Raw genomic sequence first — 24,718 nt, 5'->3', positions numbered from 1 at the left:
GCGGGGAAATCCTGTTGACGGGCGCCGCTGGCGGCGCGGGCGAACGATAGCAGATCGGCCGCTTTCCCCGCAGCGGTCCCGAGCCTGCTCGTTGCGTCGGGTCAGCCTATCGCATACCATCGATTTCGACATGTAGTTTCGCTGTGCAGAACAATAATTCAAGGCTCAGGGAAAAGTACGGAGAAGTCGATGCCCACCTCCAAGACCGGATACGTAGCCCGTGAGATCGCCAGACACGGCTACGTCGGCCAGGCACTGGTGGATACCGAGCTGCGCACGGCGGACGAGAAGGGCAACGACACCGACCCCGACCAGCCCGGCAAGCTGCTGCGCCGCCAGCTGCGAGATCTGGAGTTGTCCCGGAGAACCACGGCATGAGCGCAGCGTCTATGGTTGAAGCAGGTTCGCACGATGAGACCCGCAGCATGACCGAGTCCTTCCACCGCATCGGCGTGATCGGCGCAGGCGCCATGGGCCGTGGCATCGCCCAGCTGTTCGCCACGGCCGGCCTGCCGGTGCGCCTGTACGACAGCGATCCGCAGACCATTGAGCAGGCCCTGGCCTTCAACCGCGAGCTACTGGAGCGTTCGGTGGCCAAGGGCAAGCTCAGCCCCGAGGCGCTCAGCGCCACGATGCAGCGCCTGCTGCCAACTCACAGCCTCGACGAACTGGCCGACTGCGACCTGCTGGTCGAAGCCATCATCGAGGACCTCGGCGCCAAGCAGGCGCTGCTCGCCGAACTGGAAAAGCGCGTAGCGCCGGATGCCGTGCTGGCGAGCAACACCTCGTCGCTGTCGGTCACCCGCATCGCCGCGCGCTGCCAGCACCCGGAGCGGGTCGCCGGCTTCCACTTCTTCAACCCGGTGACGCTGATGCGCATCGTCGAAGTGGTGCGCGGCCAGCGCACCAGCGAGTCGGTGGTGCATCGCCTGAGCCGGCTGGCGGAGCAGGCCGGGCATTTCCCGGCGGTGTCGCCGGACAGCCCCGGCTTCATCGTCAACCACGCCGGCCGCGCCTTCAGTACCGAAGCCCTGCGCATCCTCGGAGAAGGCATCGCCAGCCCGGCCCAGGTCGACCGCATCCTGCGCGACGGCGCAGGCTTCCGCATGGGCCCGTTCGAACTGCTCGACCTGACCGGCCTGGACATCTCCCACGCGGTGATGGAATCGCTCTACCAGCAGTTCTACCAGGATCCGCGCTACACGCCGTCAACCCTGGCCGCCCAGCGCGTGGCCGGCGGTCTCCTCGGGCGCAAGAGCGGCGAGGGCTTCTACCGCTACCGCGACGGCCAGCCGCTGCACGAGGTGGAAGAACAGCCGGAACCGGTGTTGCTGAACCGGCCGTACTGGCTCGACAGCCAGGACCCGGAGCTACGCCACCGCATCGCCGCCATCCTGACCCAGGGTGGCGTGGTGCTGGAAACCAGTGAGGCGCCGTCATCCCGCGCTATCTGCCTGGTCACCCCGCTGGGAACCGACGCCAGCACCTGCATCGACGCCTTGGGTCTGCCACCCGAACGCAGCCTGGCGCTGGAGACCTTCACCGACCTGGACCGCCGCCGCGTGCTGATGCGCCAGCCGGCCCTCGATCCGAAACTGGAGATCCAGGCACGCCAGGCGCTGGGCAGCGACGGCGTGCCGGTGGAGGTGATCAACGACTCGCCCGGCTTCATCAGCCAGCGGGTGATCGCCGGGATCGTCAACCTGGGCTGCGAGATCGTCCAGCGCGGTATCGCCAGTCCGGTGACGCTGGACCGGGCGGTGCAGCTGGCGCTGGGTTATCCGTTCGGTCCGCTGGCCTTCGGCGAGCACTACGGCGCAGCGCGCATCCTCACGATCCTCCAGGGCCTGCAGGCCTGCTACGGCGAGGCGCGTTACCGGCCGAGCCCGTGGTTGCGCCGTCGCGCGCAGCTGGACCTGCCGTTGCACAGCCCTGATCGGGCGGAGTGAGATTCAACCTGTAGGAGCGAGCTTGCTCGCGAACCGCCCAACGCTGGAGTTGCCGGAAATCTGTTCGCGAGCAAGGACTGGGCGTCCCCCTCAGTCCTACGAAGAGCAGGGCAATTCCGTAGTCAGAACACCACGCGCTGCCCCGCCATCAGCTGCTCCAGCGCTGCCGTCCGTTGCGCCGGGGGCAACGCCCCGAGCTTCTCCACCCGCGCATAGAACGCCGGCCAGTTGCCGCCGACCTGGGCGAACAGTGCGGCAAAGGCGGGCACCCACTGGTCGTAGAGCCCGAAGGGCAGCAACTTGGCGTTGTTCAGCGGGCCATTGATCCAGGCGTCGAACGGCGCCTTGCCGCCCCATTCGTGGGCGCACAGTTCGCGGTACTCGCTACGCAGGCGCTCGAATTCCGCCGCCTTGCCGGCGCGTTTCTCGGCATCGCTGCGCGGACTGGCATACAGCTTTTGCAGGCGCTTGCGGGTATCGAGCACCAGCTGGGTGAAGCGCTTGCGCTGCTGCTCCAGTTGTGGCGACTCCTCCGCCAGGCCGCGCGCGGCACGCCAGCGGCGGCCGCCCTCGGTCTCGACGAAGGTGGCGAAGGATTCGTTGAAGGCGGTGTCGCCCGGCAGGTAGAACTTCTGGTGCGCCAGCTCGTGGAAGATGGTCTCGGCCAGACGCTGGTCGCCCCAGCGCAGCATGCTGCTGAGGATCGGGTCATCGAACCAGCCGAGGGTCGAGTAGGCCTCCACGCCGCCGACGTACACATCCATCCCCTGGTCCTTCAGTCGCTTCGCCTCGCCCTGCGCGCCCGCCTCGCCGTAGTAGCCGCGATAGGCCACGCAGCCGGCGATGGGGAAGCAGTGGGTAACCGGACGCAGCGACAGCTCGGGGGTGGCGAAGACGTTCCACACCACATTGGGCCTGTGGATATCCGCGTAGCGGCGGTAGCTGCGGTTGTCCGGCAAGCCCAGCGCGGCGCTGGCGAAGGCGCGCGCCTCCTGGGACTGCTCCAGGCGCCGGCGCAGGACAGGGTCACGGGTGGGGTCGGCGACGACCTCGGAGACCGGTTCGCGGGCGGCCAGAAGACGCAGCTGACCGTCGGCCAGCTGCCCGTAATAACTCACCGTGGAACAACCGCTCAGCGCCCAGATCGCCAGGCAGGGAACCCAGCGGCACAGGCAGCTGTCGAGTGTCGGGATAAGAAGGCGGAAGGGCATGCGCGGAACATAGCACAGCGCTCGGTCCGCCCGCTGGCACGACGTAACCTACCCAGGAGTCTCCTCGATGCGCGCCGCTCTCACTGCCATCAGCCTGCTCGCCCTGAGCGGCTGTTCCCTGCTGATGCCACGCCCCGACCCGAACCGCGCATGGATCGACCTGAGCACCAACAGCCAGAGCGATCTCACCGCCACGAAAGTCGATGACAAGGACTGGCCCAGCTCGCGCTACTTCGAGGTCGATCCGGGGCAGCACGAGCTGCGCGTGCGCTTCCAGTTCCAGGTCGAACCGGTGGACATCGGCCCGGTGGACGAAGCCCTCTGGCGCGATTGCGAGCTGACTGTGAAGTACAAGGATTTCGCCGCCGGCCAGCGCTATCGCCTGGAAACCGGCAGCATCGGCTTCCGCCCCTGGGCCAAGCTGTATGACGCGCAATCCAACGAGATCGCACGGGGCCGCGAGCGCGGTTGCGATCGCGCCTGAGGTCGACGCGCCAACGCGAGGTTATGCTGTGGTGAATGGTCCTTCGCCACGGTGAACCCTCATGCGTCTGTGTCTGCTCTTCGCACTTGCCTTGCTGGGCGGCTGCGCCGGCCCGCTGCCCGCCCACGACCCGCAGATGGCCTGGGTCGATCTCTACACCACGCCCGGCAAGACGCTGATGGCGGAGCGCGTGGACGGCCAGTCGGTGAACGATGGACGCTACTTCCAGGTGACACCCGGCCACCACGAACTGATCGTGCGCTTCCAGTATGAAATCCCCGCCGGCGGCGGCATGGGGCCGGGCAGCGATCTCGCCGAGCTGACCTGCCGGGTCAAGGTGACCTACGACAACTTCGTCGCCGGCCAGCGCTACAGGCTGGAACTGCGCCCGCAGCTGCGCAGCGCCCTGGCACTGCTGACCGATGCCAACGGGAAGCTGGTGGCGGAGACGGACTTCCAGGGGCCGGTGAGCTGCGGGCCGTTCTAGCTCGAACAGCCATAGGACAGAAGTTCTGCGCCCCTGTAGGAGCGGGCCACGCCCGCGATTCGCGCGCATGGCGCGCTCCTACAGTCGAGCCGTCGTGCCAGCCCGAGCGGAATCTCAGCTGTCGTTCTTCTGGTAGATGATCCGCCGCTTCCCGCCATCGCAGGTGCCGACCACCATGTTGGGGTCCTTCACCTCGGACTTGTCCACGATCTCCAGGGTATAGGAAGTCACCCCGGCAGCCTGGATCTTGGTCTCGATCTCCGCCTTGAGCTCCTCACACGGCTTGGTTGCCGCCCAACTCGCCGGAGTCGCCAGCAACAGCGCCAGGCTGGTCGCCACGGCCCATTTCATCGTCATCGCATTCCCTCGTCATACCCCCACACGGGGCCCCTAATCCTAACGGTGGACCACCACCTGGCGACAGAGTGCCGGTCAAGCTCGATGCAATTGCGTACGGCCAGCCTCGCTGGCGGGCCGCCATGAAAAAGGCCGGGGCCCTTGCGGGCTCCCGGCCGATTCATCCACCCGCAGCGATTACTTCGAGTAGACGATTTCCTTCTTGCCGGCGTCGCAGGTGCCCACGACCTTCTTGCCTGCGGCAGCGCCCTTGTCGGCGATCTCCAGCGTGTAAGACGCGACGCCCTTGGCTTTCAGCTTCGCATCGATCTCCGATTTCAGCTCTTCGCACGGTTTACCGGCGGCCAGTACATTGCCCGCCAGTGCGAAGACCCCCACGGCCAACAAAAACTTCTTCATCGTTAACGCTCCCTCGCCATTCACTGAAATAGGCCCATCCGGGCCGAAAACCGGGCGAACCCGGTGCACCGCTCAAGGCGCGCTGCGAGCATCGCAGACGCGCATGACAAAAGTCCGTGGGCCGATCGTGGTTTCCCGGCAGCCCTTAGCTGTTGGCAATCTTGAAACCGACCTTGATGGTCACCTGGTAGTGGCCGACCGCGCCATTCTCGATGTGCCCACGGGTGTCCACCACCTCGAACCACTCCAGGAAGTCGATGCTCTTGGCCGCCTCGGCCAGGGCATTGTTGATGGCGTCCTCGATGCTGGTGCGCGAGGAGCCGACCAGTTCGATCTTCTTGTAGGTGTGATGATTCGACATGCCCACTCTCCTGTGTTCGCCGCGCCGCACAGGCAGAGTGCCAGCGCCTCCTAGGACACTAGTAGAGGGGTGGGCTCAGGGCAAACGGCAGCAGCCCCTGAATGCCTCAGACTTTCAGCTCGCCACGCAGCCAGTCCGCCAGCAGCGCGGCGCGCCGGTCGGGCAAACGCGCTGGTACCCACAGCGCCAGCCGCGCACGGGTTTCGACGAAGCCCCAGGGCGCGGCCAGGCGGCCGGCGGAGAGGTCGTCAGCTACCACCTGCTGCGGCGCGATGGCCACGCCCAGCCCGGCCACCGCCGCTTCCAGCAGGTAGTAGAGGTGTTCGAAGCCCTGCCCGAGCCGCAGCGCGCCGGCCGCAAGGCCGCTGTTGGTCGCCCACGCCGGCCAGGCCTGCGGGCGCGAGGTGGTGTACAGCAGCGACTCGCCCAGCAGGGCAGTGGCGGGCGCCGCGCAGAGCTCGGCAAAGCGCGAATAGCGCGGGCTGAGCACCGGGCCGACGCGCTCCACCGCCAGTTCGTGCACCTGCATGTCCGCCGGCCAGGGCGGCTCGGCGAAGTGCAGCGTGGCATCGAGGCCGGCGCGACGCGGGTCGATCTCGCCCTCGCTGGCCGACAGTTGCAGGCGCAGGCCGGGCAGCTCGCGGTTCAGCCGGTCCAAGCGCGGGATGAACCAACGGGCGAGCAGACTGCCCGGACAGCCGAGCACGAAGGGCGCATCGCCGTCGGCCTGGCGGCGCAGCTCGGCGCTGACGTTGCGCAGGCGCTCGAAGGCGTCACTGGCGACCTCGCTCAGGCGCTGGCCGGCATCGGTGAGTTTTACGCCGCGACCATCCTTGACGAACAGGGTGACGCCCAGTTCTTCCTCCAGTTGACGGATCTGCCGGCTCACCGCGCCGTGGGTGACGTTCAGCTCGTCCGCCGCCGGGCTCATGCCACGCAAGCGCGCGGCGGCCTCGAAGGCGCGCAGGGCATTGAGCGGGGGAAGGTCTCGGCTCATGGCAGTCAATCTGTGAGTTTTTCTGACAGGTTGAAGCGATCTTATCGCTTTTCCCCGTCATCACACAGCCGTATCCTGAGCGCCACTCGTAGGAAGACCTCAGTTTCTGGGCTCCCGCGTTCGCGGGAGTGACGGGATAGCCCCCGGCGTCATCCCCGCGAACGCGGGACGCGGCTCCATCGCGAACAGCGCTTGCGCTGGCCCGAAGGGGCATCACCCAACGAACATGGCGCCCTACCAACCCGACCCCCACAGGAGCCTTCCCATGTCCACACTGCGCACCGGTCCAGACGCCAAGGGCCTGTTCGGCAACTTCGGCGGCCAGTACGTCGCCGAGACCCTGATGCCGCTGATCCACGACCTGGCCCGCGAATACGAGAAGGCCAAGGACGATCCCGAGTTCCAGAAGGAGCTGGCCTACTTCCAGCGCGACTACGTCGGCCGTCCGAGCCCGCTGTACTTCGCCGAGCGCCTGACCGAGCACTGCGGCGGCGCGAAGATCTACCTGAAGCGCGAAGAGCTGAACCACACCGGCGCGCACAAGATCAACAACTGCATCGGCCAGATCCTCCTGGCCAAGCGCATGGGCAAGCAGCGCATCATCGCCGAGACCGGCGCCGGCATGCACGGCGTGGCCACCGCCACCGTGGCTGCGCGCTTCGGCCTGCAGTGCGTGATCTACATGGGTACCACCGACATTGATCGCCAGCAGGCCAACGTGTTCCGCATGAAGCTGCTGGGCGCCGAAGTGATCCCGGTCACCGCCGGCACCGGCACCCTGAAGGACGCGATGAACGAAGCCCTGCGCGACTGGGTGACCAACGTCGACAGCACCTTCTACCTGATCGGCACTGTGGCCGGCCCGCACCCGTACCCGGCGATGGTCCGCGACTTCCAGGCGGTGATCGGCAAGGAAACCCGCGAGCAGCTGGCCGAGAAGGAAGGGCGCCTGCCCGATTCCCTGGTTGCCTGCATCGGCGGCGGCTCCAACGCCATGGGCCTGTTCCACCCGTTCCTGGATGACAAGAGCGTTGCGATCGTCGGCGTCGAAGCCGCCGGCCACGGCATCGAGACCGGCAAGCACGCGGCCAGCCTGAACGGCGGCGTGCCGGGCGTGCTGCACGGCAACCGCACCTTCCTGCTGCAGGACGAGGACGGCCAGATCATCGACGCGCACTCCATCTCCGCCGGCCTGGACTACCCCGGCATCGGCCCGGAACACGCATGGCTGCATGACATTGGTCGCGTCGAGTACACCTCGATCACCGACCACGAGGCGCTGGAAGCCTTCCACACCTGCTGCCGCCTGGAAGGCATCATCCCCGCGCTGGAGTCCTCCCACGCGCTGGCCGAAGTCTTCAAGCGCGCGCCGAACCTGCCCAAGGACCACATCATGGTGGTGAACCTGTCCGGTCGCGGCGACAAGGACATGCAGACCGTCATGCACCACATGCAACAGGAGCAGAAAGCATGAGCCGCCTGCAGACCCGCTTCGCCGAACTGAAACAGCAGAACCGCGCCGCCCTGGTGACCTTCATCACCGCTGGCGACCCGGGCTACTCCACCTCGCTGGACATCCTCAAGGGCCTGCCCGAAGCCGGCGCCGACGTGATCGAGCTGGGCATGCCGTTCACCGACCCGATGGCCGATGGCCCAGCGATCCAGCTGGCCAACATCCGCGCCCTGGGCAACGGCCAGAACCTGGCCAAGACCCTGAAGATGGTCCGCGAATTCCGCCAGGGCAACAGCACCACCCCGCTGGTGCTGATGGGCTATTTCAACCCGATCCACTACTACGGCGTGGACAAGTTCATCGCCGACGCGAAAGAGGCCGGCGTCGATGGCCTGATCGTGGTGGACCTGCCGCCGGAGCACAACGAAGACCTGTGCGATCCGGCCCAGGCAGCAGGCATCGACTTCATCCGCCTGACCACCCCGACCACCGACGACAAGCGCCTGCCGACCGTACTGAACGGCAGCTCGGGCTTCGTCTACTACGTCTCGGTGGCCGGCGTGACCGGCGCCGGCGCGGCGACCCTGGAACACGTCGAGCAGGCTGTGGCGCGTCTGCGTCGCCACACCGACCTGCCGGTGTCCATCGGCTTCGGCATCCGCACCCCGGAACACGCGGCGAGTATCGCGCGCCTGGCCGACGGCGTGGTGGTGGGCTCGGCACTGATCGACAAGATCGCCGAGGCCACCAGCTCCGCCGATGCGGTGCAGAGCGTGCTCGGCCTGTGCCGTCAGCTGGCCGAGGGCGTGCGTAACGCGCGCTGAAGATTGCTAGCGCAGCACAACCTGTAGGAGCTGCGCCATGCGTGCGATCGCGGGCATGGCGCGCTCCTACAGGGAGCAGAAAAAAGCCCGGCGAATGCCGGGCTTTTTCGTTTCAGGCGAGGCTTATTCCAGCTCTTCCTGTTGCGGCGCTTCTTCGACGCCGACAGTGGCGCCACCGCCCAGGCCCAGCCCCTGCGCGGAGCCCATGGCGAAGGCCACGAACTCCTGGGTGGTCATGTCCTTGCCGTTGAACTTCACCTTGTCGTCAGCGTAGGCCAGCGAACTGCTCAGGCTGTTGCCGTCCAGCACTGCCCACTCCGATTGCAGCGCCATGCCGCTGAACAGATCAGTCATGGCATCGGTCTGCTGCTTGAGCGCAACCGGATCGACGCTGCCGGCGTCCGCGCCACCCAGCGAGGCCTGCAGTGCAACGACATCGCCGATCACCGCCTTGTCTACCTTCAGGTTGGCCTTGAGCGACGCCAGCACGCTGCGGGCCATCTCGTCCGGAGTCTGCGCGGCATGGTCGGGCTTGCGCAGGTCCACAGCGAGGGACACCTTCGCCACCCCATGGGCGGTCCGCAGCGAGAGCTCATCCAGCGCCAGCTTCGGCGAGCTGTCGAGCATGCGCAGGAACTGGCCCTTGAGTGCCTCTTCCTGCTCCGGAGTCAGCTCCGCGGTGCTGCCGACGCTGCCCAGGGCGTACTGGTTGTAGGTTTCCTTGAGGGACTTGAGGGTGCCCTCGTCGAGGTTGCGCAGGCTGGTGTCGAGCTTCAGGCCGCCGATCTCCTGGCCCTGTACCAGCAGCTGGCCGACGCGGTAGGAGAGGGTCTGGTCCAGGCCCTTCTCGCCCTGCTTGAGCACTTCCTCGCCGACAGCCTGGCGCAGTTCCACTTCCGGGCTGCCCGGGGCTTTCACGCGCAGGCTCTTCAGGCTGACCGAGCTGGGGCCGAGAGCGAAGCCATTGGCGTTTTCCTTCTTGTCGCCCGCGATGCCCAGGTCGCGCAGTTCGACGCGCACCGGCTGGCCGCTCTGCGGGTCGAGGAACACCAGGTCGGCCTCCGCCAGCCTGGCGTCGCCGCGCACGTCCTTCTTGTCGCCGGACACGCTGAAGTTCACGGTGGCCGGCGACAGACGCAGGCTCTCACCGTCCTTGGCGAATTGCAGGGCGGCGCTCTCGAAGACGCCTTCCTGTTGCTGGTCGTAATGTATGGCCAGCTCGCCGCTGAGCGGCGCCTTGCCGGCGGCGGCCGCGAACAGCGGCGCGGTGAACTCGTTCTGCTCCAGGGCGAAATGGCTCTGCGCCATGACCGGCGCCAGCTTGCCGGCCGCCAGGCGCGACGCCGGGAACGGGCCGTGCTCGAGACGATCGGTGAACACCAGGGTAGTGGGCGCCTCGCCTTCGTTGCCGGCGATGGTCACCTGGTAACGTGCGCTGCTGGAAAGCAGGCCGCGCTCCACGCCGAGCAGCGAGACGCTCATGCCCAGGTCGGGGGCGTCGGTCTTGAGAAGGCTGTTGGCCTGTTCGATGCCGCGGGTGATTTCCTGCTCGACGCGCGAGCCGGTGTACCAGGCGCCGGCAACGGCAACGCCGACGATGGCCAGGGGAATGGCGAGGGCCAGGGCGGTCTTTTTCATGCTGCTTCCTTTCGTGTGCGGCCGTACGGGGGACATCCTGTCGACCGTTTTGGGTTGGCGGCGCGATGCTATCAGGCACACTGCCTACACTCCAACCGGCAGATTCATACAGCCAGCATTGACCCACCACGCATGACTGGCAGGATGGGTCGCCCGATCACCTTCGGAAGCCAAGCGCCATGCCTTTGCTGCACAGCGTCCACCACATCGCCCTGATCTGCTCGGATTACCCACGATCCAGGCACTTCTACACCCAGGTGCTGGAGCTGCGCGTAATCGCCGAGACCTACCGCGAAGCCCGCGACTCCTGGAAGCTCGACCTGGCACTGGGCGAGACGCAACTGGAGCTGTTCTCCTTCCCCGGCGCGCCGCCCCGACCGTCCTATCCCGAGGCCCAGGGGCTGCGTCACCTGGCGTTTGCGGTGGATGACCTGGACGCCGCCGTGGCGCATCTGGAGAGCCATGGCGTGAAGAGCGAGCCGATCCGCGAGGACGAGCTGACCGGCAAGCGGTTCACCTTCTTTGCCGATCCGGATGACTTGCCGTTGGAGCTTTACGAGCGCTGATGGCTGACTTTTGGTGCCCGGTAACGCCCTCACCCTAACCCTGGCTACGCGCCCCGCTCAGAGGGAGAGGGCTGGGGTGAGGGGAAATCTCCCGCGCCAATCTCCAAAGGAAGCACCCGTAGGAGCGGGCCATGCCCGCGATCCGACCGGCAGGTCGGTGCGATACCTGTCGCGGGCATCGCCCACTCCTACAAAGGCAATGTCACGCCGGTACCGCCGCCGCTCCCAGCGCCCCGCGCAAACTCGCCAAATCCCGCAGCGGCGGCGCGCCGAACAGGCGGCTGTATTCACGGCTGAATTGCGACGGGCTCTCATAGCCCACGCGATGCCCGGCCACCGCCACTTCCAAGCCCTCCGACAACATCAGCCGCCGCGCTTCCTGCAGGCGTAGATGCTTCTGGTACTGCAAAGGACTCAGTGCAGTCACCTCCTTGAAGCGGTGGTGCAGGGTGGACACGCTGAGGTTCACCTCGCGCGCCAGCTCCTCGATGCGCAGGGACTTGTCGAAGTTGCGGTTGAGCCACTCGATGGCGCGGGTGACGCGGTGGGTCTGGCTGTCGGTCATCGCCAGGTCATGCAACAGGTGCCCCTGCGGGCCACGCAGCAGGCGGTAGAGGATCTCACGGACGAACAGCGGCGCCAGCATGGGGATATCGCGCGGCGTGTCGAGCAGGCGCATGAGGCGCAGCAGGGCGTCGAGCACGGTGCAGTCCACGCGTTGCAGGTAGATGCCCCGGCCAGCCGGGCGCGGCGTACTGCCGGCAAGGCCCGCTTCGGCGATCAGTTGGGTGAGATCGCCCGGATCGATGTCCAGTCGGATCGACAGGTAGGGCTTCTCCGCCGAGGCCTCGATCACCTGCCCGGAGACCGGCAGGGTCACCGACACTACCAGCAGGTTGAGTTCGTCGTAGCGGTACAGCTCGCTGCCCAGGCGAATTTCCTTGCTGCCCTGGGCGATGACGCACAGGGCAGGGCGATAGAGGGTCGGCATCCGCCCCTCGCTGGGGCAATCGCTGCGCGCCAGCAACAGCGAATCGATGGCGGTTTCGAAGAGGCCTTCACCCTGGCAGTGGCGCTGGATGATGTCGGCCAGCTCCTGGCGGCCGGCGGCGACGGGATCGTAGGACTGGGACATGCGGGACCTCCAGTGGCGGCGCACGCAGCTTACGCCCGCGGCGCCTGCACGCGTGTGACAGTAAGGCAGCCGCTGGAGGATCAGGCAAGCAATCGGCAGGAATGGACAAGCGGCGCGGGCTTCAGCACGCGCACCGTGACGGTGCAGCGCGCAAATACGCGGTTTCCAACGCGTTGGCGAGGGCTTCGCAGGATCAGGCAAGAAGCTCGCAGCATCCGGATACCGCCGTGCGCTTCCCGGCCCGTAATCTTCCTGTCAGTCGTCCGAGGAGCCACCTCGGACTGCTTCGATGTAACGCGGAGGACAGGACATGCCCTGGCAACGATCGATTCAACACGAACTGCACATCCATCCCCGGAGCGGACACGATGCCCAGCTTGGCGCCCTGATCGACAACCTGGTCGACGGTGCCCGCCGCGCGCCCGGCTGCCTGGAGTGCCGGCTGGTCATCCAGGGGACGGATCGTCCCTGGCTGCTGCACAGCCACTGGCGCAACGAAGAGGCGCTGATGGACTACTTCGCCTCACCCTCGCTGCAATTGCTCGGCGAAGCGCTCTTTGGCCACTGCCGCAGCCTGAGTGGCGGCATCCTCGAAGACAGCTATCAGGCCACCGACAAGGTGGCCTGAGTCTTTTCAGCCGGTGAACTGCGACAGGTCCAGCGGCCGCACCGCGCCCATCCAGATGGCGTGGTCACGGTGGTCGCGCAGGTCGTCGCCGGTGTCCGGGTGGATGAACACCACCAGGCCATCGCGGTTCAGCGCCAGCCAGGGCACCACCTTGGCGAAAGTCTCGCTATCGAACGCCAGCTGGCAGCTCCAGTCCGGATGCGGTCCGACCGGGCGCTCATGCACGCGGCCCATCTGCACGCCGAAGCGGCGCACCGCTTCCTCGCACAGGGCGCGGGCGCGATCGAGGCTGTCGGCGTCGAAATAGACGTGGGCGTGGTAGCCCTGGATGGTGGTTTCGTTCATCGATCCTGCTCCAGTTCCGCCTGCAGCCAGTCGACGAAGCGCTGCACCAGGCGCATGCGCCGCTTGCGCTCGGGCAGCACGGCGTAATAGCCGAAACGTGATTCCAGCGATCCGGCGATGGGCCGGCACAGTAACCCCTGCTCCAGCAGTTCGTCGACCAGGTGCCGCCAGCCGATGGCCACGCCCTGCCCGGCGATCGCCGCCTGCACCAGCAGTGTGTAGTTGTCGAAGCGTAGCCCGGCGGGGGCAGGCGCCCCAGCGATACCCAAGGCACGATAGACGCCGGCCCAGTCGAACCAGCGGCTGTGCGCCTCGGGCTTGAGGTGCAGCAACGGCAGGCCGGTCAGCGCTTCGGGCGACAACGGCAGTTCGCGCCCCTCGACCAACCGCGGGCTGCACACCGGGAAGACTTCCTCGCTGAACAGGCGCAGCGCCTCGCCGTGCTTGAAGCGCCCGTCGCCGAAGGCAATGGCGACATCGATATCGCTGCGCAAGGTGACGGGGCTGCGGTCGCTGCTGATCAGGCCGACGTCCAGCTCCGGATGCGCCTGTCGGAAGCGCGGCAGGCGTGGCATCAGCCAGTAGGCGGCAAAGGCGAAGTCGGTAGCGACTTGCAGCACTTCATGGGGGTTCTTCGCGGTGACCGCGGCGATACCGGCGTCGATGCTCTCCAACCCCGCCTGAACGTGCTGCTGCAGGACCTGTCCGCTTTCGGTGAGGGCGATCCCCCGGTGGATGCGATCAAACAGGCGCACCGCCAGCAACTTCTCCAGGCGCTTGATCTGCTGGCTGACCGCCGGCTGGGTGGTGCCGAGCTCGCCGGCGGCGGCGGTGAAGCTGAGCAGGCGTGCAGCGGACTCGAACACGCGCAGCAGTTCCAGCGGCACGCTCATGTCGATCTCTCACATAAGCCAGCGTTATCCGAAGCATGTTCCGGCATGCGCTTTACCCCATTTCCAGCCAGGAAGAGACTCGTCACAACACTATTCCATAACAGCGCCAACAGGATAAGCCCACGCCATGAAGCGTCCGAACATCCTCTTCATCATGGCCGACCAGATGGCCGCGCCGCTGCTGCCGTTCTACGACGCCCAGTCGCCGATCAAGCTGCCCAACCTGTCGCGCCTCGCCAGCGAAGGCGTGGTGTTCGACTCGGCCTACTGCAACAGCCCGCTCTGCGCGCCCTCGCGCTTCACCCTGGTGAGCGGCCAGCTGCCGACGAAGATCGGCGCCTGGGACAACGCCGCCGATTTCGCCGCCGACATACCGACCTACGCGCACTACCTGCGCCGCCTGGGCTACCGCACCGCGCTGTCGGGCAAGATGCACTTCTGCGGCCCGGACCAGCTTCACGGCTACGAGGAGCGCCTGACCAGCGACATCTACCCCGCCGACTACGGCTGGGCGGTGAACTGGGACGAGCCGGACGTGCGCCCGAGCTGGTACCACAACATGTCCTCGGTGCTGCAGGCCGGCCCCTGCGTGCGCACCAACCAGCTGGACTTCGACGAGGAGGTGGTGTTCAAGGCGCGCCAGTACCTCTACGACCACGTGCGCGAACACACCGGGCAGCCGTTCTGCCTCACCGTGTCCATGACCCATCCGCACGACCCCTACACCATCCCGTGCGAGTACTGGGACCTGTACCGCGACGAGGACATCCCGCTGCCCTCGGTACAGATCGCCCAGGACGAGCAGGACCCGCACTCGCAGCGGCTGCTGAAGGTGATCGACCTGTGGGGCCAGGAGATGCCCGAGGAGAAGGTCCGCGCCGCCCGCCGCGCCTACTTCGGCGCCTGCAGCTACGTCGACGCGCAGGTCGGCGCGCTGCTGCGCACCCTGGAGGATTGCGGCCTCAGTGAAGACACCCTGATCGTCTTCTCCGGCGACCATGGCGACATGCTTGGCGAGCGTGGCCTCTGGTACAAGATGCACTGGTTCGAGATGGCCGCCCGCGTGCCGCTGCTGGTGCACGCGCCCCAGCGCTTTGCCGCGCGCCGGGTCAGCCAGTCGGTCTCCACCGTGGACCTGCTGCCGACCCTGGTTGAACTGGCCGGTGGCGCCGTGGAACCGGGCCTGCACCTGGATGGCCGCTCGCTGCTGCCGCATCTGCAAGGAAGCGGCGGCCACGACGAGGTGATCGGCGAATACACCGCCGAAGGCACCGTCAGCCCACTGATGATGATCCGCCGTGGCGACTTCAAGTTCATCTACTCCGCGCAGGACCCCTGCCTGCTCTTCGACCTGGCCAACGACCCGCGCGAACTGGAAAACCTCGCAGACTCGCCGGTCCACGCCGGGCTGGTCGGCAATCTGCTGGACGAAGCCAGGGCGCGCTGGGATGTCCCCGCGATCACCGAACGGGTACTCGCCAGCCAGCGCCGCCGCCGCCTGGTGGCCGACGCGCTGACCCACGGCAGCCTGAAAAGCTGGGACCACCAGCCGATGGTCGACGCCAGCCAGCAATACATGCGCAACCACATCGACCTCGATGATCTGGAGCGTCGCGCCCGCTATCCGCAACCGTAACGACAACCACAACTAGCCGAAGGGGATGGGAGCATGAAGAAGGTATCCGCATTGTTGCTGGCCGGCGCACTCGCGCTGGGCGGCCCGCTGGCCCGGGCCGAAGATGAAGCCTGCAGTACGGTGAAGCTGGCCGACCCGGGCTGGACCGACATCGCCGTGACCAACGGCGTGGCCGCCTTCCTGCTCGAAGGCCTGGGCTACACCGTGAAGGTCGACACCCTCTCGGTGCCCATCACCTACGGCGGCCTGCGCGACGGCCAGGTGGACGCCTTCCTCGGCAACTGGATGCCGGCGCAGCAGGGCTTCCATGACCAGTTCATCGCCAGCAAGCAGGTCACCCAGCTGGCGAAGAACCTGCAGGGCACCGAGTTCACCCTGGCCGTGCCCGTCTACGTGTGGAACGCCGGAGTGAAGACCTTCGCCGACCTCGACAAGCACGCCGACCAGTTCAACAGGAAGGTCTACGGCATCGGCTCCGGCGCGCCGGCCAACCTGTCGATCCAGAAGATGATCACCGGCGACGAGTTCGGCCTGGGCGGCTGGAAACTGGTGGAGTCCAGCGAGCAGGCGATGCTCGCCGAGGTCGGCCGCGCGGTGAAGCGCGAGCGCTGGGTGGTGTTCCTCGGCTGGACGCCGCACCCGATGAACGTGAAGTACGATATGAAGTACCTCAGTGGCGGCGAGAAGTACTTCGGCAGTACCGGCAGCGTGTTCACCGTGACCCGCAACGGCTACACCGAGCAGTGCCCGAACAGCGGCAAGCTGCTGGCGAACCTGTCCTTCGACCTGCCGATGGAGAACGCCATCATGGCCGAGGTGCTGGAGAAGAGCGTGAAGAACCCGGACGCGGTGAAGGCCTGGATCAAGGCCAATCCGCAGCGCCTCGACCAGTGGCTGGCCGGGGTGAAGACCCGCGACGGCGGCGACGCCCTGGCGGCCGTGAAGGCCAGGCTGTAGGCCTTCGATGGAACGTCTGACCCGCCTGCTGCCGTTTTTCGCCTGGCTGCCCCAGGTCACGGGGCGCGACCTGCGGCTCGATCTGGGCGTCGGTCTCTCCGGCGCGGTGCTCGCCCTGCCGCAGAGCATGGCCTACGCGCTGATCGCCGGGCTGCCGGCGGAGTACGGGCTGTACGCGGCGATGCTGCCGGTGCTGATCGCCTGCCTGTGGGGATCGTCCAGGCACATGGTCGGCGGGCCGACGGCGGCGATCTCGGTGGTGCTGTTCACTGCCATAGCCCCGCTGGCCACGCCGGGCAGTGCGCAGTTCATCCAGTACGCGCTGCTGCTGACTTTCCTCGCCGGGCTGTTCCAGTGGCTGCTGGGGATGCTGCGCTTCGGCGTGCTGGTGAATTTCGTCTCGCACTCGGTGCTGCTCGGCTTCACCTGCGGCGCCGCGCTGGTGATCGTGATCGGCCAGTTGCCTTATCTGCTGGGCATCAGCGCGGGCGGGCAGGGCACGGCGCTGACCAGCGCCGCCGCGCTGTGGTGGAAGCTGCCACAGTTCCATGGGCCTTCATTGCTGGTGGGGCTGTTCAGCCTGGCGCTGAGCCTGATCGTGAAGCGCCTTTGGCGACACGGACCGGCCTTGCTGATCGGCTTGATCGGCGCCAGCGCGCTGGTCTGGGTGATGCCGATGACCTTCGCGGATGTCGCCAAGGTGGCGGCCTTCCGCAGCGCACTGCCACCGCCCAGCCCGTTGTCGTTCGATCTGTCCGCCATCGCCCAACTGCTGCCCGCTGCAGTAGCGTGCGGCATGCTCGGGCTGGTCACCAGCCTGTCCATTGCCCGTGCACTGGCGGCGCGCTCGCACCAGCCGCTGGACGCCAACCAGGAGGTGCGCGCCCAGGGGCTGTCCAACCTGATCGGGCCGTGGCTGTCCGGCACGTTGTCCGCCGGCTCCTTCACCCGCTCGGGGCTGAACCAGGACGCCGGTGCGCGCACGCCACTGGCCGGGGTGTTCTCGGCGCTGTGGGTGGCACTGCTGGCGATGGCCGGGGCCGGGTTGATCACCCATATCCCGCTGCCGGCCATGGCCGCCGGCATTCTGCTGATCTGCTGGAACCTGGTCGACCGCCCGGCCCTGCGCGCGCTGTGGAAAGGCAGCCGCGCCGAGTCCCTGGTCATGCTGCTGACCCTCGCGGCGACCTTGCTGCTGCCGCTGCAGAACGCCATCTACGCCGGCGTCCTGGCGTCGCTGTTCTTCTACCTCAAGCGCACCTCGCAACCGCGTGTGCAGCAGTGGGAGAGGGAGGATGAGGAAGTGCTGCGCATAGAGGGCTCGATCTTCTTCGGCGCCTGCGACTACCTGCAGAAACTGATGCAGCGCAGCCGTGGCGAGCGCCTGGTGCTGGACGCCCACCACGTGAACTTCATCGATTTCGCCGGCGCGCAGATGCTCCAGCAGGAAGCCCGCCGCCTCGCCAGCGAAGGCCGCAGCCTGGTGCTGCGCAATGCGCGGCCACGGGTGCGGGCGGAGCTGGAAAAGCAGATGGGGACGTGTGGGGTGTTGCAGGTGGAGGAGTGGCCGCCTGCCTCGCTTCAGAGACGCAGGTGAATGCCATCGTAGGAGCGCCCACGTACCGATAGCCTGCGGAACTCCCTGTAGGAGCGGTGATCAGCCCTTGAGCTGCCGCCGCAATTCTTCCAGCACCGGTGCCGAATCCGGCCGCACGCCGCGCCACAGCAGGAAGGCCTCCGCCGCCTGCTCCACCAGCATGCCCAGCCCGTCGATGCAGCGCGCCGAACCGTGCTCGGCGGCCCAGCGGTTGAAGGCGGTCACGTCCTTGCCGTACATCATGTCGTAGCAAACGGTGTGGCCCGGCTTGATCAGCGCCGGGTCGATGGGCGGCAGCTCGCCGGCCAGGGAGGCCGAGGTGCCGTTGACGATCAGGTCGAAAGGCTCGGCGCGCAGATCGAAACCACCGCCGCTCACCGGGCCCAGGTCCTTGAATTCCGCTGCCAGCTGCTCGGCCTTGGACGCCGTGCGGTTGGCAATGACGATGCAGGCCGGCTGCTGCCCGAGGAAGGGTTCGAGAATGCCGCGTACCGCGCCACCGGCACCCAGCACCAGAATGCGCGCGCCACGCAGGGCAACACCGTGGTTCACCGTCAGGTCGCGAGTCAGGCCGGCGCCGTCGGTGTTGTCGCCCAGCAGACCGCCATCGGCGAGCTTCTTGAGGGTGTTCACCGCCCCGGCCCGGCGCGCGCGTTCGCTCAGCTCGGTGGCCAGGCGATAGGCGTCTTCCTTGAACGGTACGGTGACGTTGCCACCCAGGCCTTCGACGAAGAATTCGCGGGCATTCCCGGCGAAATCTTCCAGCGGCGCCAGCCGCGCGTCATAGCTCAGCGCCTGGCCGGTCTGCTCGGCGAACAGGCGGTGGATCTGCGGCGACTTGCTGTGGCCGATGGGGTTGCCGAAGACGCAGTAGCGGTCCATGGGGAATCCTGGGGCGAGAAAAACGGGAAGGCGGAGAGATTGCCGTTTTCCCCCCTCGGTGCCAAGCCTGTAGGAGCGCCCCATGGGCGCGATCGCGGGCATGGCCCGCTCCTACAGATGTGCGGGGATGGGCTCTCGTAGGAGCGGAGCTTCTCCGCGATCACCGCGATAGCGGTGCAATGCCTGATCACCGCCCTGTCGGCCGGATCGCGGATAATATCCGCTCCTACAAGTGAGTGCTGACTGAGGCTCAGGCGCCGGCCAGCCAGTCCCGATCGGTGAGGAAGTACTCGGTCAGACGCGCTTCCTCGCTGCCCGGCTCGGGCTTCCAGTCGTACCCCCAGCGCACCTGCGGCGGCAGCGACATGAGGATCGACTCGGTACGCCCGCCCGACTGCAGGCCGAACAGGGTGCCACGGTCGTAGACCAGGTTGAACTCGACGTAACGGCCACGACGGAAAGCCTGGAACTCGCGCTGCTGCTCGGTGTACGGGGTGTTCTTGCGCTTGCGCACGATGGGCAGGTAGGCGTCGATGTAGGCATCACCGATGGCGCGCAGGAAGGCGAAGCTGGTGTCGAAGTCCCACTGGTTCAGGTCGTCGAAGAACAGGCCGCCGATGCCGCGCGGTTCGTTGCGGTGCTTCAAGTGGAAGTAGCGGTCGCACCATTCCTTGTAGCGCGGGTAGACGTCCGCGCCGAACGGTGCGCAGGCGTCGCGGGCGACCTGGTGCCAGAGCACACAGTCTTCCTCCTGGGCGTAGTAGGGCGTCAGGTCGAAGCCGCCGCCGAACCACCAGACCGCTTCCTCGCCTTCCTTCTCGGCGATGAAGAAGCGCACGTTGGCGTGGGAGGTCGGCACGTGCGGGTTGGTCGGGTGGATCACCAGCGATACGCCCAGCGCCTGGAAGCCACGACCGGCCAGCTCAGGGCGGTGCGCACTGGCGGACGGCGGGAGACCGCTGCCGAACACATGGGAGAAATTCACGCCGCCCTTCTCGATCAGCGCGCCGTCGCCAATGACTCGGGTACGACCGCCGCCGCCGGCCGGACGCTGCCAGGCGTCCTCGATGAAGCGGGCGCTGCCGTCCTCGGCTTCGAGTGCGGCGCAGATGCGGTCTTGCAGGTCGAGCAGGTAGGCCTTCACGGCCTCGATGCGGTCGGTCACGAGAATCACCTTGGAGCGGGAAAGCCACGCGTGGCGCGGGCCGGAGCGGGATTGAGGTGCGGAAACGGAGGCAAGCATACCACCCCCGCCAGGAAAGCTGGCCTTGACGGCGGTCAAGCGTCCGGCTTGGATGAAAGTCTTTTCCCAGAGCGGCGTCCGCCTTGTCGACGCCCCTTATTTCAGGAGATCGACATGACCAAGCGTGTTCAGTTCGCCAAGACGGGCGGCCCGGAAGTCCTCGAATACGTCGATTACACCCCCGCCGAACCCGGCCCCAACGAGGTACGCGTGCGCAACCGCGCCATCGGCCTGAACTTCATCGACACCTACTACCGCAGCGGTCTTTACCCTGCACCGTCGCTGCCCTCCGGCGTCGGCACCGAAGGTGCCGGCGAGGTGGAAGCCATCGGCAGCGCGGTAACCAGTGTGAAGGTCGGCGACCGTGTCGGCTATGCCACCGGCCCCCTGGGCGCCTACAGCGAGTTGCACGTGCTGCCGGCCGCGAACCTGGTGAAACTGCCGGACGCCATCACCTTCGAACAGGCCGCCGCGGTGATGCTCAAGGGCCTCACCGTGCAGTACCTGCTGCGCCAGACCTATAACGTGCAGCCCGGCCAGACCATCCTCTGGCACGCCGCCGCCGGCGGTGTCGGCCTGATCGCCTGCCAGTGGGCCAAGGCCATCGGCGCGCACCTGATCGGCACCGTCAGCTCCACCGCCAAGGCCGAGCTGGCAAAGGCACACGGCGCCTGGGCCACCATCGACTACAGCCATGAGAACGTGGTGGAGCGCGTGCTGGCGCTGACCGAGGGCCGGAAGTGCCCAGTGGTCTACGACTCGGTGGGCAAGGACACCTGGCTGACCTCACTGGACTGCACGGCCCAGCGCGGCCTGGTGGTGAGCTTCGGCAACGCCTCGGGCCCGGTGGACGGGGTGAACCTGGGCATCCTGTCGCAGAAGGGCTCGCTCTATGTCACCCGCCCGACGCTGTTCGGCTACGCCAACACACCGGAACGGCTGCAAGCCATGGCCGACGACCTGTTCGGCATGATCACCAGCGGCAAGGTGAAGGTGGAGATCAACCAGCGCTTTGCCCTGGCCGACGCGGCCAAGGCACAGACCGAGCTGGCGGCGCGGCGCACTACCGGGTCGACCATTCTATTGCCCTGACTGGGTGAACAGCGTTCGCGAGCAAGCTCGCGAACCACCCGGCGCCGCTCCTACAGGGTCAGGACGGGCGAACTGTCTCGCCAGTACGCAGGTCGCGGATCAGGCTCGGATTACGGCGGCCGCCCAGAGCGCCGCCCAGCACACCGTCCAGCTCGTCATGGAAGTACTGTTCGATGCGCAGGCGGGTGCGCGCAGCCGGACGGCCGGCGGGATTGGCCGAGGTGGAGATCAGCGGGCCGGTGTGGCGGCACAGCTCGCGCACCAGCGGATGATCGGTGACGCGCAGGGCGACGGTCTCATGCTGGCCTGTCACCCACTCGGGCAGGCGATCCTGGTGCGGCACCAGCCAGGTGTTCGGGCCGGGCCAACTGGTGGCCAGTTTTTCCTGCCAGGCTTCGGGCAGGTCTTCCAGCAGGAAGTCGAACTGGCTGATGTCGGCGGCCACCACGATCAGGCCCTTTTCCACCGGGCGCGCCTTGATCGCCAGCAGACGGTACACCGCGTCGGCGTTCCACGGGTCGCAACCCAGGCCCCAGACGGCTTCGGTCGGATAAGCGATCACACCGCCATCACGCACGACCTGGGCCATGCGTTGGGTACGCCAGTTGCTGTACATCGGGAACTCCTCGAACGCGCTAATGCGCGGCAGTTTACGTGCTCAGGGGGCGCGATGCACCCAGACGCCGGCCTCACAGGCCACCCGTCCGTCCAGCTCCAGTTCGGTCAGCGCTGCCAGGACTTCGGGCAGATCCATGCCGCTGCCATGCGCCAGTTGCTCGCTGCTCTGCGGTGCGGCACGCAGGAGGTCGAGGAGGGGATGCGCCGGCCCACGCTCCAGCGATAGTGCCGGCGCGGCTTGCTGGGTCCAGCCGCGCAGCCCCTCGAGAATGTGATCGACGCTCTCCACCAGCGTCGCGCCCTGGCGAATCAGTTCATGGCAGCCACGCGCGCCGGGGTGGTGGATCGATCCGGGAATCGCGTAGACCTCGCGCCCCTGCTCCGCGGCGAGTCGGGCGGTGATCAGCGAACCGCTGGCGGGGCTCGCCTCCACCACCAGCACGCCCAGCGAGAGTCCGCTGATGATGCGATTGCGCCGGGGAAAGTTTGCCGCGTGGGGCGGGCACTGCAGGGGCAGCTCCGATACGAGGGCGCCACCCTGCTCGACGATACGCTGCGCCAGGCCGACGTGACGACGCGGGTAGAGATGTTCCAAGCCCGTACCGAGCACCGCCACGGTACCGCCTGCGGCTTCCAGCGCGCCCTCGTGGGCGGCGCCGTCGATGCCCAGCGCCAGGCCGCTGGTGATGACGAAGCCACCACCCGCCAGGCTGCGGGCAAAGGCCCGCGCCGTGTCGAGGCCCGGCTTGCTGGCCCGGCGGCTGCCCACCATGGCCAGCTGCGGACGCTCCAGCAACGTGACATCACCCGCCACGAAGAGCAGCGGCGGTGCATCGGTCAGTTCGGCAAGCAGTGCCGGGTAGACCGGATCGTCCCACGCCAGCAGATGATGGTCAGACGCCTCCAGCCAACGCTGCGCGGTGGCGGCCTGCTCACGAATGCCGGCATCCCGGCGATGCTCCGCGGACTCCTGCGGCAAGCCCAGCGAGCGCCAGGCGGCGGCCGGTGCACTCAGGGCCGCGGAGGCCGAACCGAACGCCGAGATCAGGCGGCGGAAGCGCCTGGGACCGAGCTCGGGCAGCGCATGCAGGCGCAGACGCGCCTCGGATTCGGCGGGAGAAATATCAACGGGCATGACGGCAGTCCTTTGCGGCGAACGTAGGCGTTCGCCTGACTTTGCCGTCAGGGGCGCGCCAGCGCAGTCGGACCGTTCCGAAACACGCCCATAAAAAACCCCGCCGAAGCGGGGTTTTGTTCGAGCAGGATCGAACTCAGGGGTTCTGCACCTTGTCGTTCACTTCCAGCGAACGGCTGGCTGTCAGCACCAGGCCATAGCTCAGGCGGTTGTAAGTGCGGAAGACCATCATCAGGCCCGAACGCTCGTTGGGGATCTTCACCATGTCGCCAGTCACGCGGTCGCGCACGGTCTCACCCAGTTTGTAGATCGCCAGCACGTTGCCTTCGGCCAGGCCGTCGCGAGAGCCCTTGTCGATGGTCACCACGTCGTATTTGCCGATCTGGGTCACGCCACGCGGCACGTCGATGATGGTGCCGTGGACGGGTGTGGACGGCTCGCTGGGCATGAAGACCGACGTGACTGCGCGTTCCTCGGTAGGGAACAGGCGGTCGCCCGGACGGACTTCCTGGGTGGTGCGGGTCAGCTGGAGGGTGGCGACGTCATCTTCCTTCGCGGTGACGTTGGCACCGCCGACATCCATGGCGTCGATGCCGAGCACTTCGCCGGTATCGGGATCGCTGTAGACCTTGGCCTGGCGGAAGATGCCGTAGCTGTTCTCTTCGTTCAGCGACCGTCCGCGAGCATAGGCGCGGTCACCGGCGCCGCTGACCACTCGCTCGGCATCGCCTGCAACCACGTACGGCGCGTTGGTGAACGCGGACTCGTCATCGACGATGCGGTTGGAGAGCAGGAAGGCGTTGATCTTGTCCAGCGGAATGGTCGGGATCGCTTCGGCGATCGGGGTGCTGCGCACCCGCGGCGACAACTTGATGGTGCCGCGCGACTCACCGCGATTGAGCATCAGGCGAGGCTGGCCGTCGATGTACACCAGAGTCAGCACGTCACCTGGATAGATCAGGTTCGGGTTCTGGATCTGCGGATTCACGTGCCAGATTTCCGGCCACTTCCACGGCTTGCTGAGGAACTTGCCGGAGATGTCCCAGAGGGTGTCGCCTTTCACTACGGTGTAGCGATCCGGATGGCCTTCCTTGAGCTGCACGGCAGCCTGGGCCACCCCGCCTGCGGCCAGCAGCAGCAGGGCGAGTAGTGTTTTCCTCATGCGGTGAATCCCTTTATTATGTGTACACATGAAACGCCTGGAAGCCGCCCCTACCGCGCTTTCCAGCCGTTTTTCGATGCTGCTCAGCATATTAGCAGTCGATTTTGACTTTATTCCACAAGTGCATCACAAACGTATATGGCCATTCTGAACATTCTCGAATTCCCCGATCCGCGCCTGCGCACGATCGCCAAGCCGGTCACCGAAGTCGATGACAGCGTTCGCCAGCTGGTCGACGACATGTTCGAGACCATGTACGAGGCCCCCGGCATCGGCCTGGCTGCCACGCAGGTGAACGTGCACAAGCAGATCATCGTGATGGACCTCTCCGAGGACAAGTCCGAGCCGCGCGTGTTCATCAATCCCGAGCTGGAAGAGCTGACCGAAGAGAAAGGCCCGTACCAGGAAGGCTGCCTCTCGGTGCCCGGCTTCTACGAAAATGTAGACCGTCCCCTGCGCGTTCGCATCAAGGCGCTGGATCGTGACGGCAAACCCTTCGAGGAAATCGCCGAAGACCTGCTCGCCGTGTGCATCCAGCATGAGTGCGATCACCTCAACGGCAAGCTGTTCGTCGATTACCTGTCCAACCTCAAGCGTGATCGCATCCGCAAGAAGCTGGAAAAGCAGCACCGGCAACAGGCGTGACCCATCCCCCAAAGGCTTGCCCCG

The 24,718-nt window shown here is 66.7% G+C and carries 27 protein-coding genes; 13 read left to right on the top strand and 14 right to left on the bottom strand.

What is annotated here, in order from left to right:
* The first annotated feature begins 189 nt into the window (after positions 1-189).
* A complete protein-coding gene (locus tag GA645_RS00230; RefSeq protein WP_152218818.1) occupies positions 190-378 on the top strand; it encodes a hypothetical protein in 189 nt (62 codons plus the stop codon).
* 47 nt (positions 379-425) lie between these two features.
* A complete protein-coding gene (locus GA645_RS00225) occupies positions 426-1,949 on the top strand; it encodes a 3-hydroxyacyl-CoA dehydrogenase (protein ID WP_152218816.1) in 1,524 nt (507 codons plus the stop codon).
* A gap of 122 nt (positions 1,950-2,071) precedes the next feature.
* Here the strand turns inward: GA645_RS00225 and GA645_RS00220 are convergent, their stop codons facing one another.
* Entirely contained in the window at positions 2,072-3,160 is a 1,089-nt protein-coding gene (locus GA645_RS00220) for an aminopeptidase (protein ID WP_152218814.1), read from the bottom strand.
* A 67-nt stretch (positions 3,161-3,227) separates the two neighbouring features.
* On the opposite strand from GA645_RS00220, the gene GA645_RS00215 reads away from it, so the two are divergent.
* Positions 3,228-3,644 (top strand): hypothetical protein, encoded by a 417-nt coding sequence (locus tag GA645_RS00215; RefSeq protein WP_152218812.1) that lies wholly within the window; start codon positions 3,228-3,230, stop codon positions 3,642-3,644.
* A gap of 61 nt (positions 3,645-3,705) precedes the next feature.
* The gene (locus GA645_RS00210) at positions 3,706-4,131 is read left to right on the top strand and encodes a hypothetical protein (protein WP_152218810.1); all 426 of its coding nucleotides are present in this window, start codon (positions 3,706-3,708) and stop codon (positions 4,129-4,131) included.
* Positions 4,132-4,245: 114 nt separating this feature from the next.
* Here the strand turns inward: GA645_RS00210 and GA645_RS00205 are convergent, their stop codons facing one another.
* The 4 genes from GA645_RS00205 to GA645_RS00190 all read right to left on the bottom strand — a co-directional run bounded on the left by GA645_RS00205 (position 4,246) and on the right by GA645_RS00190 (position 6,245).
* Positions 4,246-4,482: a DUF1161 domain-containing protein gene (locus GA645_RS00205; protein ID WP_372239822.1), complete on the bottom strand. Its 237-nt coding sequence runs from the start codon at positions 4,480-4,482 to the stop codon at positions 4,246-4,248.
* Between the two features lie 183 nt (positions 4,483-4,665).
* Entirely contained in the window at positions 4,666-4,887 is a 222-nt protein-coding gene (locus GA645_RS00200; RefSeq protein ID WP_152218806.1) for a DUF1161 domain-containing protein, read from the bottom strand.
* A 145-nt stretch (positions 4,888-5,032) separates the two neighbouring features.
* Positions 5,033-5,248 carry a dodecin gene (locus tag GA645_RS00195; RefSeq protein ID WP_152218804.1) on the bottom strand — a complete coding sequence of 72 codons (216 nt, stop codon included), beginning with the start codon at positions 5,246-5,248 and terminating at the stop codon, positions 5,033-5,035.
* A gap of 106 nt (positions 5,249-5,354) precedes the next feature.
* Positions 5,355-6,245 (bottom strand): LysR family transcriptional regulator, encoded by an 891-nt coding sequence (locus GA645_RS00190; RefSeq protein ID WP_152218801.1) that lies wholly within the window; start codon positions 6,243-6,245, stop codon positions 5,355-5,357.
* Positions 6,246-6,510: 265 nt separating this feature from the next.
* Between GA645_RS00190 and trpB the strand changes: the two genes are divergently transcribed.
* Together trpB and trpA are read left to right on the top strand one after the other, a co-directional pair.
* Entirely contained in the window at positions 6,511-7,719 is a 1,209-nt protein-coding gene (gene trpB, locus GA645_RS00185) for a tryptophan synthase subunit beta (RefSeq protein WP_152218799.1), read from the top strand.
* Positions 7,716-8,522: a tryptophan synthase subunit alpha gene (gene trpA, locus GA645_RS00180; RefSeq protein ID WP_152218797.1), complete on the top strand. Its 807-nt coding sequence runs from the start codon at positions 7,716-7,718 to the stop codon at positions 8,520-8,522. Before trpB ends, trpA begins: the two co-directional genes overlap by 4 nt.
* Positions 8,523-8,645: 123 nt before the next feature.
* Here trpA and GA645_RS00175 read toward each other — a convergent pair whose 3' ends face one another.
* Positions 8,646-10,160: a YdgA family protein gene (locus GA645_RS00175; RefSeq protein WP_152218795.1), complete on the bottom strand. Its 1,515-nt coding sequence runs from the start codon at positions 10,158-10,160 to the stop codon at positions 8,646-8,648.
* Between the two features lie 179 nt (positions 10,161-10,339).
* Between GA645_RS00175 and GA645_RS00170 the strand changes: the two genes are divergently transcribed.
* On the top strand, positions 10,340-10,726 hold the full coding sequence (locus tag GA645_RS00170) for a VOC family protein (protein ID WP_152218793.1): 387 nt from the start codon (positions 10,340-10,342) through the stop codon (positions 10,724-10,726).
* 202 nt (positions 10,727-10,928) lie between these two features.
* Here the strand turns inward: GA645_RS00170 and GA645_RS00165 are convergent, their stop codons facing one another.
* Entirely contained in the window at positions 10,929-11,861 is a 933-nt protein-coding gene (locus GA645_RS00165) for an AraC family transcriptional regulator (RefSeq protein ID WP_152218791.1), read from the bottom strand.
* 310 nt (positions 11,862-12,171) lie between these two features.
* Here GA645_RS00165 and GA645_RS00160 point away from each other — a divergent pair, with 310 nt between their 5' ends.
* Positions 12,172-12,489, top strand: coding sequence for a putative quinol monooxygenase (locus GA645_RS00160; RefSeq protein ID WP_152218789.1), 318 nt, complete (start codon positions 12,172-12,174; stop codon positions 12,487-12,489).
* Positions 12,490-12,495: 6 nt separating this feature from the next.
* Here GA645_RS00160 and GA645_RS00155 read toward each other — a convergent pair whose 3' ends face one another.
* Both GA645_RS00155 and GA645_RS00150 read right to left on the bottom strand, forming a co-directional pair.
* A complete protein-coding gene (locus GA645_RS00155) occupies positions 12,496-12,834 on the bottom strand; it encodes a DOPA 4,5-dioxygenase family protein (protein ID WP_152218787.1) in 339 nt (112 codons plus the stop codon).
* Positions 12,831-13,727 (bottom strand): LysR family transcriptional regulator, encoded by an 897-nt coding sequence (locus GA645_RS00150; RefSeq protein ID WP_152218785.1) that lies wholly within the window; start codon positions 13,725-13,727, stop codon positions 12,831-12,833. The genes GA645_RS00155 and GA645_RS00150 overlap by 4 nt, the downstream gene beginning before the upstream one ends.
* A 127-nt stretch (positions 13,728-13,854) precedes the next feature.
* On the opposite strand from GA645_RS00150, the gene betC reads away from it, so the two are divergent.
* Genes betC through GA645_RS00135 form a run of 3 tightly spaced genes read left to right on the top strand, consistent with a single transcriptional unit; the run spans position 13,855 to position 17,917 of the window.
* Positions 13,855-15,363 (top strand): choline-sulfatase, encoded by a 1,509-nt coding sequence (betC, locus tag GA645_RS00145; protein WP_152218783.1) that lies wholly within the window; start codon positions 13,855-13,857, stop codon positions 15,361-15,363.
* A gap of 33 nt (positions 15,364-15,396) precedes the next feature.
* Complete coding sequence (locus GA645_RS00140) at positions 15,397-16,320, top strand: choline ABC transporter substrate-binding protein (RefSeq protein ID WP_152218781.1); 924 nt, start codon at positions 15,397-15,399, stop codon at positions 16,318-16,320.
* A gap of 7 nt (positions 16,321-16,327) precedes the next feature.
* Complete coding sequence (locus tag GA645_RS00135) at positions 16,328-17,917, top strand: SulP family inorganic anion transporter (protein WP_152218779.1); 1,590 nt, start codon at positions 16,328-16,330, stop codon at positions 17,915-17,917.
* 60 nt (positions 17,918-17,977) lie between these two features.
* On the opposite strand, the gene aroE is transcribed toward GA645_RS00135, so the two are convergent.
* Positions 17,978-18,799 carry a shikimate dehydrogenase gene (gene aroE / locus GA645_RS00130; RefSeq protein ID WP_152218777.1) on the bottom strand — a complete coding sequence of 274 codons (822 nt, stop codon included), beginning with the start codon at positions 18,797-18,799 and terminating at the stop codon, positions 17,978-17,980.
* 250 nt (positions 18,800-19,049) lie between these two features.
* Positions 19,050-19,964: an oxygen-dependent coproporphyrinogen oxidase gene (gene hemF, locus GA645_RS00125; protein WP_152218775.1), complete on the bottom strand. Its 915-nt coding sequence runs from the start codon at positions 19,962-19,964 to the stop codon at positions 19,050-19,052.
* A gap of 192 nt (positions 19,965-20,156) precedes the next feature.
* Here hemF and GA645_RS00120 point away from each other — a divergent pair, with 192 nt between their 5' ends.
* The gene (locus tag GA645_RS00120) at positions 20,157-21,134 is read left to right on the top strand and encodes an NADPH:quinone reductase (protein WP_152218772.1); all 978 of its coding nucleotides are present in this window, start codon (positions 20,157-20,159) and stop codon (positions 21,132-21,134) included.
* Between the two features lie 58 nt (positions 21,135-21,192).
* On the opposite strand, the gene GA645_RS00115 is transcribed toward GA645_RS00120, so the two are convergent.
* The 3 genes from GA645_RS00115 to GA645_RS00105 all read right to left on the bottom strand — a co-directional run bounded on the left by GA645_RS00115 (position 21,193) and on the right by GA645_RS00105 (position 24,049).
* Positions 21,193-21,750, bottom strand: coding sequence for an L-threonylcarbamoyladenylate synthase (locus tag GA645_RS00115; protein ID WP_152218770.1), 558 nt, complete (start codon positions 21,748-21,750; stop codon positions 21,193-21,195).
* Positions 21,751-21,792: 42 nt separating this feature from the next.
* On the bottom strand, positions 21,793-22,887 hold the full coding sequence (gene dprA / locus GA645_RS00110; RefSeq protein ID WP_152218768.1) for a DNA-processing protein DprA: 1,095 nt from the start codon (positions 22,885-22,887) through the stop codon (positions 21,793-21,795).
* Positions 22,888-23,023: 136 nt separating this feature from the next.
* A complete protein-coding gene (locus tag GA645_RS00105) occupies positions 23,024-24,049 on the bottom strand; it encodes a LysM peptidoglycan-binding domain-containing protein (protein WP_152218766.1) in 1,026 nt (341 codons plus the stop codon).
* 138 nt (positions 24,050-24,187) lie between these two features.
* On the opposite strand from GA645_RS00105, the gene def reads away from it, so the two are divergent.
* Complete coding sequence (def, locus tag GA645_RS00100; protein ID WP_152218764.1) at positions 24,188-24,694, top strand: peptide deformylase; 507 nt, start codon at positions 24,188-24,190, stop codon at positions 24,692-24,694.
* The last annotated feature ends 24 nt before the right edge of the window (positions 24,695-24,718 follow it).

The sequence above is a fragment of the Pseudomonas sp. SCB32 genome (assembly GCF_009189165.1).
Classification (GTDB): domain Bacteria; phylum Pseudomonadota; class Gammaproteobacteria; order Pseudomonadales; family Pseudomonadaceae; genus Pseudomonas.
Note: the sequence above shows the minus strand (reverse complement) of the source record. Positions and strands in the feature narration are given on the sequence as shown.

What these genes read in the sequence shown, in the direction of transcription:
- GA645_RS00230 (WP_152218818.1), top strand. Translation starts at nt 190, where the DNA reads ATGCCCACCTCCAAGACCGGATACGTAGCCCGTGAGATCGCCAGACAC.
- GA645_RS00225 (WP_152218816.1), top strand. Translation starts at nt 426, where the DNA reads ATGACCGAGTCCTTCCACCGCATCGGCGTGATCGGCGCAGGCGCCATG.
- GA645_RS00220 (WP_152218814.1), bottom strand. Translation starts at nt 3,160, where the DNA reads ATGCCCTTCCGCCTTCTTATCCCGACACTCGACAGCTGCCTGTGCCGC.
- GA645_RS00215 (WP_152218812.1), top strand. Translation starts at nt 3,228, where the DNA reads ATGCGCGCCGCTCTCACTGCCATCAGCCTGCTCGCCCTGAGCGGCTGT.
- GA645_RS00210 (WP_152218810.1), top strand. Translation starts at nt 3,706, where the DNA reads ATGCGTCTGTGTCTGCTCTTCGCACTTGCCTTGCTGGGCGGCTGCGCC.
- GA645_RS00205 (WP_372239822.1), bottom strand. Translation starts at nt 4,482, where the DNA reads ATGAAATGGGCCGTGGCGACCAGCCTGGCGCTGTTGCTGGCGACTCCG.
- GA645_RS00200 (WP_152218806.1), bottom strand. Translation starts at nt 4,887, where the DNA reads ATGAAGAAGTTTTTGTTGGCCGTGGGGGTCTTCGCACTGGCGGGCAAT.
- GA645_RS00195 (WP_152218804.1), bottom strand. Translation starts at nt 5,248, where the DNA reads ATGTCGAATCATCACACCTACAAGAAGATCGAACTGGTCGGCTCCTCG.
- GA645_RS00190 (WP_152218801.1), bottom strand. Translation starts at nt 6,245, where the DNA reads ATGAGCCGAGACCTTCCCCCGCTCAATGCCCTGCGCGCCTTCGAGGCC.
- trpB (WP_152218799.1), top strand. Translation starts at nt 6,511, where the DNA reads ATGTCCACACTGCGCACCGGTCCAGACGCCAAGGGCCTGTTCGGCAAC.
- trpA (WP_152218797.1), top strand. Translation starts at nt 7,716, where the DNA reads ATGAGCCGCCTGCAGACCCGCTTCGCCGAACTGAAACAGCAGAACCGC.
- GA645_RS00175 (WP_152218795.1), bottom strand. Translation starts at nt 10,160, where the DNA reads ATGAAAAAGACCGCCCTGGCCCTCGCCATTCCCCTGGCCATCGTCGGC.
- GA645_RS00170 (WP_152218793.1), top strand. Translation starts at nt 10,340, where the DNA reads ATGCCTTTGCTGCACAGCGTCCACCACATCGCCCTGATCTGCTCGGAT.
- GA645_RS00165 (WP_152218791.1), bottom strand. Translation starts at nt 11,861, where the DNA reads ATGTCCCAGTCCTACGATCCCGTCGCCGCCGGCCGCCAGGAGCTGGCC.
- GA645_RS00160 (WP_152218789.1), top strand. Translation starts at nt 12,172, where the DNA reads ATGCCCTGGCAACGATCGATTCAACACGAACTGCACATCCATCCCCGG.
- GA645_RS00155 (WP_152218787.1), bottom strand. Translation starts at nt 12,834, where the DNA reads ATGAACGAAACCACCATCCAGGGCTACCACGCCCACGTCTATTTCGAC.
- GA645_RS00150 (WP_152218785.1), bottom strand. Translation starts at nt 13,727, where the DNA reads ATGAGCGTGCCGCTGGAACTGCTGCGCGTGTTCGAGTCCGCTGCACGC.
- betC (WP_152218783.1), top strand. Translation starts at nt 13,855, where the DNA reads ATGAAGCGTCCGAACATCCTCTTCATCATGGCCGACCAGATGGCCGCG.
- GA645_RS00140 (WP_152218781.1), top strand. Translation starts at nt 15,397, where the DNA reads ATGAAGAAGGTATCCGCATTGTTGCTGGCCGGCGCACTCGCGCTGGGC.
- GA645_RS00135 (WP_152218779.1), top strand. Translation starts at nt 16,328, where the DNA reads ATGGAACGTCTGACCCGCCTGCTGCCGTTTTTCGCCTGGCTGCCCCAG.
- aroE (WP_152218777.1), bottom strand. Translation starts at nt 18,799, where the DNA reads ATGGACCGCTACTGCGTCTTCGGCAACCCCATCGGCCACAGCAAGTCG.
- GA645_RS00120 (WP_152218772.1), top strand. Translation starts at nt 20,157, where the DNA reads ATGACCAAGCGTGTTCAGTTCGCCAAGACGGGCGGCCCGGAAGTCCTC.
- GA645_RS00115 (WP_152218770.1), bottom strand. Translation starts at nt 21,750, where the DNA reads ATGTACAGCAACTGGCGTACCCAACGCATGGCCCAGGTCGTGCGTGAT.
- dprA (WP_152218768.1), bottom strand. Translation starts at nt 22,887, where the DNA reads ATGCCCGTTGATATTTCTCCCGCCGAATCCGAGGCGCGTCTGCGCCTG.
- GA645_RS00105 (WP_152218766.1), bottom strand. Translation starts at nt 24,049, where the DNA reads ATGAGGAAAACACTACTCGCCCTGCTGCTGCTGGCCGCAGGCGGGGTG.
- def (WP_152218764.1), top strand. Translation starts at nt 24,188, where the DNA reads ATGGCCATTCTGAACATTCTCGAATTCCCCGATCCGCGCCTGCGCACG.